This window comes from Nocardiopsis sp. iso_186, from assembly GCF_056173365.1.
Genome location: NZ_CM149670.1, coordinates 4,539,002 through 4,551,402 on the forward strand (window position 1 = coordinate 4,539,002; position 12,401 = coordinate 4,551,402).

11 protein-coding genes are annotated in these 12,401 nt (G+C 68.7%); 4 read left to right on the forward strand and 7 right to left on the reverse strand.

Annotated features, from left to right (window positions below; genetic code table 11):
* Positions 1-58 precede the first annotated feature (58 nt).
* Positions 59-742, reverse strand: a complete 684-nt coding sequence (locus AC0VYP_RS19950) for a ferritin-like fold-containing protein (RefSeq protein WP_475471205.1) — start codon at positions 740-742, stop codon at positions 59-61.
* Between the two features lie 665 nt (positions 743-1,407).
* Here AC0VYP_RS19950 and AC0VYP_RS19955 point away from each other — a divergent pair.
* Entirely contained in the window at positions 1,408-2,856 is a 1,449-nt protein-coding gene (locus tag AC0VYP_RS19955) for a DEAD/DEAH box helicase (RefSeq protein WP_475474308.1), read from the forward strand.
* 259 nt (positions 2,857-3,115) lie between these two features.
* Positions 3,116-3,997, forward strand: a complete 882-nt coding sequence (locus AC0VYP_RS19960) for an alpha/beta fold hydrolase (RefSeq protein WP_285757590.1) — start codon at positions 3,116-3,118, stop codon at positions 3,995-3,997.
* A gap of 45 nt (positions 3,998-4,042) precedes the next feature.
* Here AC0VYP_RS19960 and AC0VYP_RS19965 read toward each other — a convergent pair whose 3' ends face one another.
* The 4 genes from AC0VYP_RS19965 to AC0VYP_RS19980 all read right to left on the reverse strand — a co-directional run bounded on the left by AC0VYP_RS19965 (position 4,043) and on the right by AC0VYP_RS19980 (position 7,908).
* Positions 4,043-4,915 carry an MBL fold metallo-hydrolase gene (locus AC0VYP_RS19965; RefSeq protein ID WP_475471207.1) on the reverse strand — a complete coding sequence of 291 codons (873 nt, stop codon included), beginning with the start codon at positions 4,913-4,915 and terminating at the stop codon, positions 4,043-4,045.
* A gap of 186 nt (positions 4,916-5,101) precedes the next feature.
* The gene (locus tag AC0VYP_RS19970) at positions 5,102-5,965 is read right to left on the reverse strand and encodes a PHP domain-containing protein (protein WP_475471209.1); all 864 of its coding nucleotides are present in this window, start codon (positions 5,963-5,965) and stop codon (positions 5,102-5,104) included.
* 102 nt (positions 5,966-6,067) lie between these two features.
* Entirely contained in the window at positions 6,068-6,733 is a 666-nt protein-coding gene (locus AC0VYP_RS19975) for a DUF6758 family protein (RefSeq protein WP_285757593.1), read from the reverse strand.
* A 50-nt stretch (positions 6,734-6,783) separates the two neighbouring features.
* Positions 6,784-7,908 carry a CPBP family intramembrane glutamic endopeptidase gene (locus tag AC0VYP_RS19980; RefSeq protein ID WP_285757594.1) on the reverse strand — a complete coding sequence of 375 codons (1,125 nt, stop codon included), beginning with the start codon at positions 7,906-7,908 and terminating at the stop codon, positions 6,784-6,786.
* A 281-nt stretch (positions 7,909-8,189) separates the two neighbouring features.
* Here AC0VYP_RS19980 and AC0VYP_RS19985 point away from each other — a divergent pair, with 281 nt between their 5' ends.
* Positions 8,190-9,329 (forward strand): Mrp/NBP35 family ATP-binding protein, encoded by a 1,140-nt coding sequence (locus tag AC0VYP_RS19985; protein ID WP_475471211.1) that lies wholly within the window; start codon positions 8,190-8,192, stop codon positions 9,327-9,329.
* A 2-nt stretch (positions 9,330-9,331) separates the two neighbouring features.
* Positions 9,332-9,793 (forward strand): nucleoside deaminase, encoded by a 462-nt coding sequence (locus AC0VYP_RS19990; protein ID WP_475471213.1) that lies wholly within the window; start codon positions 9,332-9,334, stop codon positions 9,791-9,793.
* A 37-nt stretch (positions 9,794-9,830) separates the two neighbouring features.
* On the opposite strand, the gene AC0VYP_RS19995 is transcribed toward AC0VYP_RS19990, so the two are convergent.
* Together AC0VYP_RS19995 and AC0VYP_RS20000 are read right to left on the reverse strand one after the other, a co-directional pair.
* On the reverse strand, positions 9,831-10,976 hold the full coding sequence (locus AC0VYP_RS19995) for a S1C family serine protease (RefSeq protein ID WP_285757597.1): 1,146 nt from the start codon (positions 10,974-10,976) through the stop codon (positions 9,831-9,833).
* 570 nt (positions 10,977-11,546) lie between these two features.
* Positions 11,547-12,401 carry a sigma-E factor regulatory protein RseB domain-containing protein gene (locus AC0VYP_RS20000; protein ID WP_475471215.1) on the reverse strand — a complete coding sequence of 285 codons (855 nt, stop codon included), beginning with the start codon at positions 12,399-12,401 and terminating at the stop codon, positions 11,547-11,549.

Below are 12,401 nucleotides of genomic sequence, written 5' to 3' on the forward strand. Positions count from 1 at the left end.
GCGAGCGTCCCCTCCCCGGCCGCACCACGCGCTAGTTGATCAGCCCCATGGCCTGGAGTCAACTGGTGTGGGAGTCGGTCAGCTGGGCGAACATCCGACTCACCGCGGCGAGGTCGGCCGCGTCGGCGACGCCGCCGGCGTTCTCGGCCGCCAGGAGTCCGGCCAGGCGAGGGCGTTGGGTGGCGACCTGTTGGGCCTGACTGAGCGCCTCTCCTACAAGACGGCGCGCCCAGAGCGCAAGCCGACCTGCCAATTTGGGGTCATCCGTAACCGCTTCCCGAACCTTCCGTGCGATGAACTCGGCCCGACCGCTCTCGGAGAGCACGCCTTCGACCAGTTCCGCGGTCTCGGGATCGGCCAACGCGGCGACCTGGCGATAGAAATCGCCGGCGATCCCATCACCGACGTACGCCTTGACCAGGCTCTCCAGCCAGCTCTGCGGACGGGTTTGGGCATGCCAGCCGTCAACCGAGGCCACGAAGGGCCGCATCGCTTCTTCGGGATCGGCTCCCAGTTCCACCAACCGGTCGCGCAACAGCCTGTAGTGGCCCTGCTCGGTGGCCGCAAACCCGGCGATCTCCCCCTTGTCCGCGAGGGAGGGCGCGAGCTCGGCGTCATCGGCAAGGTGGAAGAACGAGACGAGCTCGGCGTACGCCAGCAGTCCCAAGAGGTCGATCACACCGCTGGGGATGACTCCGCTGTCCGGGGACACGTTGGCTGCCGGGCCTGATCCAGTCGTCATGCGGCTCAGCGTAGCGCCATGCGGGTAAGAGCTCGTGAGGCAGAAGGACTATTTCCGCGGGGCCACGACGTTATGCCTTAGCGCCATCGGTTGTGTGGTAAGGGCTGCACGTCGCGCCCTATCCAGGGGTAGGCGCGCAGGATAGACTCCTGTCCGTGGCCGGCACCTGCAGGCCACCGCGCGGAGTGCCCTGTTGCGGCCGGTCGCGAGCCCCGAACGGCGACGGTTACGCCTTCGGGTCCGCGAGCACCGCGGCCACGACCCCCCGCAACCCGGCACGAGTTCGCGAGCGTCCACGGATGAAGGCACGGTCACCGCACCCTACGGTCGGCCGTCCAACAAGGCGGAACGGTTCGCGTACCCACCCGCCGCGCACCATGACAACTACAGCGGACGGCCCTGAGCCGATCGCGGATCCGTGACCAGTCGGCCTCGATGCCGACCACGGTCGAAGACGCGCCGCACGGCAGGCACGCGAGGGCTCCACCTCCCGATCTGCCGGTGAGCCGCGCCGGAACAACCCGCGCGACGGCCCCGCAGCTCGCACGCCGAGCCCGTCCGCCACACCCATAGGCCACCCGATACGCGGCCCGCCCAGATGGAGGCATGCCCTGACAAGCACCGACACAACCAATGATCCGAAGTCAACCTTTCGCGACCTCGGCATCGGCGAGGACATCGCCGACGCACTCGAGGCCGAAGGAATCGTCTCCCCTTTCCCGATTCAGACCCTTGCTCTGCCCCTGGCTCTGACCGGGACCGACATCATCGGCCAGGCCCGGACCGGCACCGGCAAGACGTTCGCGTTCGGCCTTCCCCTGCTCCAGCGGGCCCAGGCCTCCCCGGGCAGCGCAAAGCGGCCTCGCGCGCTCGTTGTGGTTCCCACCCGGGAGCTCGCGATCCAGGTGGCGGCTGACCTGGCCACCGCCAGCAAGCGCACCGGGGCTCGCATCGTCACCGTCTACGGCGGACGTGCCTATGAGCCCCAGATCACCGGCCTGCAAAACGGCGTGGACATCGTCGTGGGTACGCCCGGGCGGCTGCTCGACCTCGAAGGGCAGCGGCACCTGGACCTGTCCGAGGTGAGCGCGCTCGTCCTCGACGAGGCCGACAAAATGCTCGACCTCGGTTTCCTGCCCGACATCGAACGCATTCTCAACAAGATCCCGGCCAAGCGGCAGATCATGCTGTTCTCCGCGACGATGCCGAGCGAGATCGTGAGCCTGTCACGCAATTACCTGCGCCAGCCGACCCACGTGCGCGCCAGTGACGACGACTCCGGACACACGCTGCCCAGCCAGGTCGCCCAACACGTGTTCCGCACCCACCCGATGGACAAGCAGGAAATGCTGGCGCGGCTGCTGCAGTCCAACGGCCGCGGGCTGACCATGGTGTTCTGCCAGACGAAACGGGTCTGCGACCAGGTGTCAACCGCACTCAAGGAGCGCGGTTTCGCGGCTGCGGCCGTTCACGGCGACCTCGGCCAGAGCCAGCGCGAGCGGGCGTTGCGCGCCTTCCGCAACGGCAAGATCGACGTCCTGGTGGCCACTGACGTAGCGGCACGCGGTCTCGACGTCAACGACGTCACACACGTGGTCAACTACGAATGCCCCGACGACGAGAAGACCTACACCCACCGGATCGGTCGCACCGGCCGAGCCGGACGCTCGGGAAGCGCGGTGACGTTCGTCAACTGGCGCGAGATCGCCCGCTGGAAGCTGATCAACGGTGCGCTCGGCCTGTCCTTCCCCGACCCGGAAGAGACCTACTCGACCTCACCGCACTTCTTCGAGGCGTTGGACATTCCCACCGGTACGAAGGGAATGCTGGCCAAGGAGCAGCGCGGCCGAGCCGGACTCGAGGCCGAGGAGGTCGAGGACATCGGCGAGACCGGCCGTTCGGGACGCGAATCCGGCCCTGAGGAGCGCTCCGGCCACGGGCGTTCGCGCAACCGCCGGCGCACCCGTGGTGGGTCGGGTTCCGCGGCACCCGCCGCGGCTGCCGACGCCCCTTCCGCCGATGCCGTGACCGAAACACCTTCCGCCCCCGCCCGCAAACGGGTTCGACGCCGCCGCACCCGCAGCGGCGTCGAGGTGAAGAAGGAACAGGAGTAGCGAAACCCGCCGCGACGACACGCGAGAGCGCAGTTGTCACGAACGCGGCGGGAATCATCCCGATCGGCCGGTTCTCCCCGGCCGGTCGCAGAATGACCGCCGGGCGGGTGGACCGAGAACCGCCCGGCTCAGACCGCCTCGTGGGTGCGGCTACCCGTTCAGGGAGAACAGGCACCCGCGGTGCCGGTCCGGTAGCGCGGGGAGACCCCCGCACACAACACGCGAGCCGGAGCCCCGGCTAGGACTATGGTGAACCGACGTGAGTACTCCTCGGTTTCTGACCCTCCCGCCCGGTGTGGAGCGCATCGACGTCGCCACCTCGTCCGAACCGATCGCCGCTTTGGCAGCCAGCCCCGCCGCCGGCGGCTGCGAACTCTACGCGGCCGTCCTGGTCCCCGGATTCACCGGCAGCAAAGAAGACTTCATCGGTGTCCTGCAGACCCTGGCCCAGGCCGGTCGGCGGGTCTACGCGATCGACCTTCCCGGCCAATACCAGTCCCCCGGCTCCAACGACCCGAGCGCGTACTCGTGCGGCGCGCTGGGCGAGGCCGTGGCGAACTTCATCGACTCCGTGGACGAGGGGCCGGTTCACCTGCTCGGACATTCCTTCGGCGGGCTGGTTACCCGGGAAACAGTGCTCGCCGCCGAGGTTCCGTTGTTGTCGCACACCCTCATGAGCTCAGGGCCGGGCGGAGTCACCGGCCGGTCGGAGACCAATGCCCGACAACTGATGGCGCTACTGGGGGCGGAACCGACCACGGAGCTGATGGCGCAGCTGTGGTGGGCGTACTTCGAGGAGCCGCAGAAAGCGAGCGGGCTGCCCGAGGAGATCCATCTTTTCCTGCGTGAACGGATGCTGGGCAACCACCCGCTGGGCTTGATCCGAATGGCCGAGGAAGTGACCTCCGCCGCAGACCGCACCGACGAGCTGGCAGCTGTCGATCTGCCCAAACTGGTCCTCTACGGCGAGGATGACGACGCCTGGACGCCGGAGGCCCAGGCGGACATGGCCAAACGGCTGCACGCCCAACGCGTGGTCATCCCAGGTGCGGCGCATTCCCCCAATGTCGAGGCGCCCGAGACCACAGCGAGCGCCCTCACCGCATTCTGGAACGCCGCCGAGGCACCGTACCGGCGCTGAAAAACACGCTGCGGGGCCCGATCACCCGGGCCCCGCAAGCGAAAGTCACTCCCCGGTGACCCAGGAGTCGAAGTTCTTGCTCTCCGCGGCCACCGTTGTCTCCTCGCCACGAGCGGGAAGAACCCTGGTGTCGGAGGGGAGAGCGAGCAGCTCCTCCCCCACGGAGGCGAGCTGGGTCGTGTAGTCGATGTAGCCCTCGCCGACCGTACCGAGCTCTCCCTTGAGCAGGCTGTCACCGCTGCACACCACACCCAGTTCAGGGAAGTAGTAGGACAGCGAACCGGGGGATGTTCCGGGCGTCGCCAGGATCTCCATCTCGAAGTCGCCGATGGCCAGCCGGCCACCGCCTTCGGCTTCGATATCGGGGCGGTGCTCCGCACCGTGCATCCTGCGCCAGTTGCGCAGTTCGCGCGGGTGCAGGGCGATGGGTGCATCGTCGCGCTCCGCGACCTCGATGGCCCCGCCGATGTGTGGCCGATAGCCGTTGGTGCAGGCCACGAGATAGATCTCGCGGTCACCGACTGCTTCCAGGATCGCTTTCGCGTCTTCGGCCGGGTCGATGACGATGACGCCCTCGTCGTCCGCCTGGAGGATCCAGGTATTGGTGACGACGGAGTGTTCCTCTCCGTCCACGTCCAAGATCCCAGCGGTCTGCAACCGCTGGACGCCCTTGCCGTCGGCGTGTTCCGCCGCCGGCTGGACAGCGGCTTCCTCATCCGCACCGGTTCCGGGCGCGGTTTCCTCGGCCCCCTCCGACGTCGGGACGTCCTTCTCGACCGCGTCAACGCCTCCCTCGGCGGCCGGTTCGACGGAGGAGGACTTCTGTTCGGTCCCCTCCGTCACCGACTCATCCGCGACCGTCAACGCACCATCCGCCCCGGCTTCGTCTGTCTTCTTGGCCTTCCGCTTCCAGAACACGGTGCCGACCCCTCGATTCGCTTCCGACTCAGAGACTGCTGCGCGCCCATTGTGTCGGGCCGATGCTGCCAATGGGTACCCGGCGCTTTCGGGCGCAAGCGTTCCGGCTCGCCGGTAAGGCCTCAGTAAAACCATCAAAGCAGCTCAGGGCGGACGTATTCGAAATACCGAGCCGGACGTCCGGGCTCAGTCCCCGACGATGGGAAGCGCGCCGGTCGCCGGTGCGATCAGCGCGGCGTAGGCATCGGGGTCGGTGGTCCGGCAGCCCAGTCGGTGGCCGGTGAGCTCCCCGTGGTCATCGCTGGAACCGGTGACCACCAGCCCGAGGTCCGCGGCGTGCCCGCGCCACCGGTCCCGCTCGGCGTCGTCGTGGGCGGGGTGGTCCGCCTCGATCCCGCCGAGCCCGGCCCCGGCCATGCGCCGCACCAGGTCGTGGGGAACAGCACCGGTTGACGCCCCCTCTCCCCGGGCCGGGTGCGCGAGTACGCACACCCCTCCGGCAGCACGGACCAGTTGGACGGCGTGCACCGGGTCCAGCGCGTAACGCGTCACGTACCCGGGGCGGCCCGAGCCGATCCATCGGTCGAAGGCGTCCGAGACGTCAGCGGCGGCGCCTGCCTCGACGATGGCACGCGCGATGTGCGGACGGCCAACCACGTCATCGCCTCCCACGTCACCGGCGATCTCCTTCACGCGTTCCCATGTGACGGCCACCCCCTCCGCCTGCAGGAGGTTGACCATGGTCTGGGCGCGTAGGACGCGGTCCTCCCGGATGCGGACGAGTTCTGCCTCGAGTTCACGATCTCGTGGATCGAAGAGGTAGCCGAGCAAATGCACGCTGGCACCTTCGTATGCGCAGGAGAGTTCCATGCCCGGAACCAGCGTGAATCCGCGCGGGAGAACGGCCGCGGCGGAGGCGTGGCCGGCAGTGGTGTCGTGATCGGTGAGGGCCAGCACGTCGAGCCCGGCCGCGACGGCGTAACCGATCACGTCTGCGGGCGAGTCGGTGCCGTCGGAGACAGAGCTGTGCGAGTGCAGGTCGATACGCATCTGTCGATCCTAGAGGCCGGTGTCACAGCTGAAACGGCCGGTCGCGTCCGTCGTTGGGGAACCGGGTGGAACGCGTCGCCCCGCACCGGTGTCGGACCGCGGTCAGAGCGGGCCGGGGGCCGGGCTCAGAGCGGCCGCCAGGAAGGGCGAGGGCGCACCGAAGGGCGGTTCCAGACCGGCACCACCGTCATGCAGGTCACGAAGGTCGCGCAATGCGTTCAGCTCGCACATGGCCATACCGGCGTCGGCGGGGCTGAGGACGAACCAGAGCCAGCTCGCGAGCGCTTCGCCGACGTAGACCGCTCGGGTCTCCCCCGCGTCCACACTCCACAGGTGGACCTCGTGACCGTCATATCGAACCTTGGCGTCGGGCGGTCCCTTGTCGAATCCCTCTCCTGGGTCGGTACCGTCCAGACCGGCGATTCTGGCACCGAGACCGATCCCGGGATCTTCGGCGATGACCACCATCTCCCCAACGCCACCGAGTGGCGCCGGGCCCGAGAGCGCCACAGCCGTGGCGAGCGCTCCGCTGCGGTCGTCACCGGCATCGGCGAGCCCGGTGACCACCCAGCCGGCCGGGAGGGGCCAGGGGATCCACACGGGGACACGGGCGGCGTCGATGAGAAGGTCGAGCGCCGGAGGCCGCGGCAGTCGAACGGCCTGGAGCGGGGCGACGGGTCCGTGCGCGTCGCACTGCCACGCGCTCGACCACAGGCTGGGTTCGTGGACGGCGCGTCCGCAGCGGGGACACGACGGATCGGTCTTCATGGCTGCCCGGGTGATACCCGTTGGGCCTGGTGGAAAACCTGGGACGCCAGTTATCCCTGGAGAGAACGTCCCGCGTGGCGTGCCGGCGTCTGCAGCGAGCCGCTGTCGTTACGTCCCGGAGTGGTGCGACGCAGTCCTCGCCTACGGGCCAACCAGACCACGATCAGGCAGTACAGCACGATCTCGATAGCAGTGGCCGACAGGCCCTCCCAGCTCCCGGTGCTGCCCGACGGATCGGGCAGCCCTTCATAGGCGGAGAAGCCGAACGCCCCCAGGTTGTGCACCACGTGCAGCGTGATGGCGGCCTCCAGGCCGCCGGTGTACCAGGTCAACCAGGCCATGGCCAGACCGAAGAGCGCGACGTCGGCCAGTGCCCAGTCGAGGTAGTCGTGCATGACGGTGAAGACGAGGCCGCTGACGAGGATGCCGAGTAAGGGGGCGGCGAGGAACCGGTTCCAGGACGCCACCAGGCGGGACTCGGCGGGCGGGTTCTCCAGGGCGGCGCCGGTTCGCGCGGCTCGCTGCTCGGCCTTGCGTGCGCGGCGCGCGGCACGCTCGGCAGGCGTCGATCCGTAGGAACCCACGAGTTGCATGAGGAAACCGCGGGTCGCGTACTCCTCGGCAGCCGCTTGGAAGGGCACCAGCGCGATGATGAAGGCCATGGAGATCAGGAACGGGCGCAGTCCGACGGGTTCACCGAAGAGCGGCTCACCGGCGTCGGTGACGGTCAGCAGGGTGATGAGGTAGCCGAAGGAGAGTGCCACGCACACCAGGGACACCAGGGCGCATACCCACAGCCAGGACCAGCGCAGTCGGCCCTCCACCGACGACAAAGAGCCGAACCTGCGCTTTTGGACGAACCTCACGGCAAAGGCGACCACCGGGATCATCAGGATGATCAGCAGCAGGTTGAGGACGAGGTCGAACAGCGGGTCCCCGCCGAGCAGTTCGGCGTTGTTGGGAATTTTGCGGATGATCGCGAGGAGCTCGACGACAAGGATGACGAAGACGCTGAGCAGCAGGATCGACGAGACCGCGACGAGCAGCGCCAGCAATGGACGCCACCAGCGGTGTCGTTCGGTCCGGGCGATCCGGTGATAGGACGTGCCCGGCGGCGGCTCGCAGGTCTGTGGCGTGACGGGACGGGCCACCGGCGGCGGTGGCCAGGCCCACATGGCGGCTTCACCACCTCGGCCCGGGGGCGGGGCTGTTGGCCATGCCCAGGGTTGGGAGGGCGGTGAGGCGTCCGACCGGTCCCTCTGCTGGGGGTCGGAGGGCCAGGGCGATCCGGGTGGAGGTGGCACGTTTCCCATCGTTGGCCGACATTACTAGCCGGTCATGTAGCGAGGGTGTTAAGGGTCGGGCGAAATCCCCCAAGGGGGCCGGACCAGGGACACGGAGGCCCGAAAGAAGAACGTCTGTGCTTTTCACCCCTGGGCTTTCGTACCATTGAGCTATGTCCTCCACACCCACCACCGAGCAGGTGAACGCGGCCCTGGCAACCGTCCAGGACCCGGAGATCCACCGTCCCCTGACCGAACTCGACATGGTCAAGAACGTCGCGATCGGTGAGGACGGCGTGGTCAACGTCAACATCTACCTCACGGTGGCCGGCTGTCCGATGCGCGGGCGGATCGAGAAGGACGTCACCGAGGCTGTTTCCAAGGTCTCCGGGGTCACCGGCGTCGTGGTCACCCTCGACGTGATGAGTGAGGAGCAGCGCAAGGCGCTGCAGACCAAACTGCGCGGCGGACAGGCCGACAAGGAAATCCCGTTCGCCAAGCCGAACTCGCTGACCAAGGTCTTCGCGGTCGCCTCCGGCAAGGGCGGTGTCGGCAAGTCCTCGATCACGGTGAACCTGGCCGCCGCCATGGCGGAGCAGGGGCACAAGGTGGGTGTCGTGGACGCCGACATCTACGGACACTCGGTGCCCCGGATGCTGGGTGCCGACGACCGTCCCACCAAGGTCGAGGACATGATCCTGCCGCCCACCGCACACGGGATCAAGGTGATCTCGGTGGGCATGTTCACCCAGGGCAACCAGCCCGTGGTGTGGCGCGGACCGATGCTGCACCGCGCTCTCCAGCAGTTCCTGGCCGACGTGTTCTGGGGCGATCTCGACGTCTTGCTGATGGACCTGCCCCCTGGAACCGGCGACATCGCCATCTCGGTCGCCCAGATGCTTCCCGGTGCGGAGATCCTCGTGGTCACCACCCCGCAGCAGGCTGCAGCGGAGGTCGCCGAGCGGGCCGGGGCGATCTCGGCCCAGACGCACCAGCGGGTCGCCGGCGTGATCGAGAACATGTCCTACTACCAGGCGCCCGGCAGCAACGAACGCACCCACCTGTTCGGCGAGGGCGGCGGCCAGGCCGTCTGTGACGGCCTCACCCAGGCGCTGGGCACCACGATCCCGCTGCTCGGCCAGGTCCCTCTGGAGATCGGCCTGCGCGAGGGCGGCGACGAGGGCGTCCCGTTCGTGCTGAGCGCCCCGGACAGCGAGGCCGGCAAGGTCCTGCGCGGCATCGCCGAGGAACTCGCCGGCAAGCCCCGCGGCCTGTCGGGAATGATGTTGGGCATCAGCCCGGCACGGCGCTAGTGATGAGCGGGCCGGGACTCGCGGCCTACACGGACTGGCTCCGGATAGCGGTCGAGGAGGCGGAGGCCGGTCGCGGCAGCGGTGGTATCCCCGTCGGCGCCGCACTGTTCGACGCCGGCGGCACGGTGCTCGGCCGAGGCCACAATCGCAGGGTCCAGGACGGCGACCCGTCTGCGCACGGTGAGACAGCAGCATTTCGCGCGGCGGGGCGACAGCGCACCTACACGGGAACCACGATGGTCACGACCCTGTCGCCCTGCTGGTATTGCAGCGGCTTGGTCCGCCAGTTCGGGATCTCCCGGGTCGTAATCGGCGAAGCGCGGACGTTTCACGGCGGGCACGACTGGCTCGCCCGGCACGGCGTCAACGTCGTCCTGCTCGACGACCCGGGTTGCGTGGCGATGATGACGGACTTCATCGCCACCGAACCCGCGCTGTGGCACGAGGACATCGGCGAGGAGTAAGCCCGGCGGGAGAGCCGACCACACGGCTGCGGTCGGCCTACTCGGTGGACGATCCCAGGGTGAGCGTGGTGTCCTGCGGCTCCCCGTCACGCTCGAAGACGACGTCAACCTGCTCCCCCGGTTCCTTGCTCTGGATGAGGGTGATGAGCTGGTTGGCGTCGCGCACCGAGGCACCACCGAACTCAATGATCACATCGCCCGGCCGAAGGCCCGCACGGTCGGCGGGGCCGTCGCGCAGGATGCTCCCCCTGGTGCCCGAACCCCCCTCCTCCGGAATCCGTGCGCCGCGTTCCTGGTAGTGAACATCCAGAACCGCACCGATGACCGCGTGCGGTGCCTCGCCCGTGGCGATGAGCTCGTCCGTCATCCTCGACACCTTGTTGGAGGGAATGGCGAATCCGAGGCCGATGCTGCCGGTCTGCTCACCGGGTGCGGCGCCCATGGTGGCGATCGCGGAGTTGACCCCGATGACCATCCCCTGCTCGTTGACGAGTGGTCCGCCGGAATTACCGGGGTTGATCGCGGCGTCGGTCTGCAGCGCGTTCAAGTACGCTTCGTCGCGCCCCTCCCCCACGGTGACGGGACGGTTGAGGGAACTGATGATCCCGGAGGTGACCGTTCCCTCCAGTCCCAGGGGAGCGCCGATGGCGATTACGGTGTCGCCGACGGTGACCTGGTCGGAGTCGCCGAACTCCAGCGGCTCGACGTCGATCGGGTCGAGCAGTTGCAGGACCGCGAGGTCGGAACTGGGCGCGGCACCCACCACCGTGGCCTCACTCACGTGTCCGTCGCTGTAGACCACTTCGATACCGCGCTGCTCGATTGCTGCCGCCACGTGGTTGTTGGTGACGACGTGGTTGTCGTCGATGACGAACCCGGAACCGTTGCCGCCGGGCTCCGGGCCCGCCCCCTGGATCAGCACGACGCTCGGGCTGACGCGTTGGGCCACTCCGGCGATGGTGTCGGGCGCACGGCTGGGGGCACCACTGGGCACCTCGTTGTCGAGGGTTCGGGACCGTTCCGGAGCGTCTGCCCCGTCTTCGGTGAACAGCGCCCCGACCACCCCGCCGGCCCCGGCCGAAGCGAACGCGACGACCGCGACGATGCTGACGACCGCCCAGACCGGGATGCCCCGTCGCCGCGCCGCAGGACCGGGTGCGCCTGGTGGCCGCCCCCCTGGCACCCACCCTCCCGGCGGGCCACCGGGGCCTTGGCGTGCGCCGCCGTACAAGGGGGAGACGGCCGGTGCGACCTCGTGTCCGGAGGGTGGCGCCGCGGTCCATCCCTGACCGGTGGGTGCCGGCTGCGAAGGCTGCTGCCAATGCTGTTGGGGATGTCCAGGCTGCGCCGGTCCGCTCCACGTGGACGTCTGGGATACGGGGGATACGGGGGGCTGCCGGGGCTCGCCTGCGGGCTGAGCCGCCCCAGGAGCTGCCGTAGAGGCGCCTGGCCACTGCTGGGTTCCGGTAGGACGGTCCGTCTCGGCTGGTCTCTGGGGAGGCCGTCCGGCGTCGAGGCCGGGCTGCCGGCCCGAGGGGCCGGCGGGCTCAGAGCCCGCTGCGGGACCGGGGCCCGAGCCCTTTTCACTCGCGTCAGAGGCGCGGTGTCCGGTCTCGTCGGTCATCAAGTCTCCGTGTGTCGGGGCGCTCGCATCTTCTCCCACCCAAGATAAACCGCCGGTTAACGGGATATCGGCCGCACGTGTGGACCAGTGCGGACACTCGTGCCGCCTTGTTCGCAGCCGGGCGACGGGTCACCACCACGAACCGAGGCGGTCTGCGCCGCGCTCGACCCTGGACCAGAAACCGCTCCCGTCGGGCGAGGGAAGCGCGTGGGTCAGCGATCCCGTGATCTGTTCGGGGGCATCGGCCATGACCGTGTACACGAACCCGTCGGCCTGCCACATGCGCTGTGGACCGGCCTCGCCCCCGGCGTAGACGATCGCACCGTCCTTCTCAACAGGTTCCAGGCCGGCGACCTCCCCCCCGTTGAGGCTGCCTCGCTGCACGAAGACGGAGACGAGGCAGATTCCCTCCGAGTAGGACAGATGCACCACCCGATCCTGTCCGCTGCCGGTGGATCGGGCCTCCACCAGGGCGAATCCCGCTCCTAGCCCCTCGGGCAACCGCCACCCGTCTTCGCGCAGCCTCGACAGCTCGGCGGAGTCGAGTTGGTTCCCCCACGGCTGTCCCCTACGGGCGGGCTCTGCGACATCGGGGCTCCGCGGGGCGAGGTCGATGGACAGGAAGGCACTGGAATAGGCCAATTCTCCGTCGAGATCATAAACCTCGCGCCGCAACAGCAGTCCGGTATCGGCGTTGACCCAGAACCGGGCGGCGGGTGCGCTCCCGTCCCTGGTCGCCTGGACAAGCACGGCCGCACGTCCTCCGACGACCTCGGTCGCCACCCGCCTCACCTGGAAATTGGCATCCAACAGGGCGAACAAATCGTCGTGGGGTGCGTCGAGAGGCGCCGGGCCCATCAGAAAACCGGGAGCGCCGGCCCCCTCCCGTCCAGGACTGAACAGCGTGCCTGTCTCTGGTTGGTGCACCACCTCGACGAGTTCGGTCCTGGGCGGAGTGCTCTGCCACCACGTGACCGACTGCAT

What these genes read in the sequence shown, in the direction of transcription:
- AC0VYP_RS19950 (WP_475471205.1), bottom strand. Translation starts at nt 742, where the DNA reads ATGACGACTGGATCAGGCCCGGCAGCCAACGTGTCCCCGGACAGCGGA.
- AC0VYP_RS19970 (WP_475471209.1), bottom strand. Translation starts at nt 5,965, where the DNA reads ATGCGTATCGACCTGCACTCGCACAGCTCTGTCTCCGACGGCACCGAC.
- AC0VYP_RS19975 (WP_285757593.1), bottom strand. Translation starts at nt 6,733, where the DNA reads ATGAAGACCGATCCGTCGTGTCCCCGCTGCGGACGCGCCGTCCACGAA.
- AC0VYP_RS19980 (WP_285757594.1), bottom strand. Translation starts at nt 7,908, where the DNA reads ATGTGGGCCTGGCCACCGCCGCCGGTGGCCCGTCCCGTCACGCCACAG.
- AC0VYP_RS19985 (WP_475471211.1), top strand. Translation starts at nt 8,190, where the DNA reads ATGTCCTCCACACCCACCACCGAGCAGGTGAACGCGGCCCTGGCAACC.
- AC0VYP_RS19990 (WP_475471213.1), top strand. Translation starts at nt 9,332, where the DNA reads ATGAGCGGGCCGGGACTCGCGGCCTACACGGACTGGCTCCGGATAGCG.
- AC0VYP_RS20000 (WP_475471215.1), bottom strand. Translation starts at nt 12,401, where the DNA reads ATGCAGTCGGTCACGTGGTGGCAGAGCACTCCGCCCAGGACCGAACTC.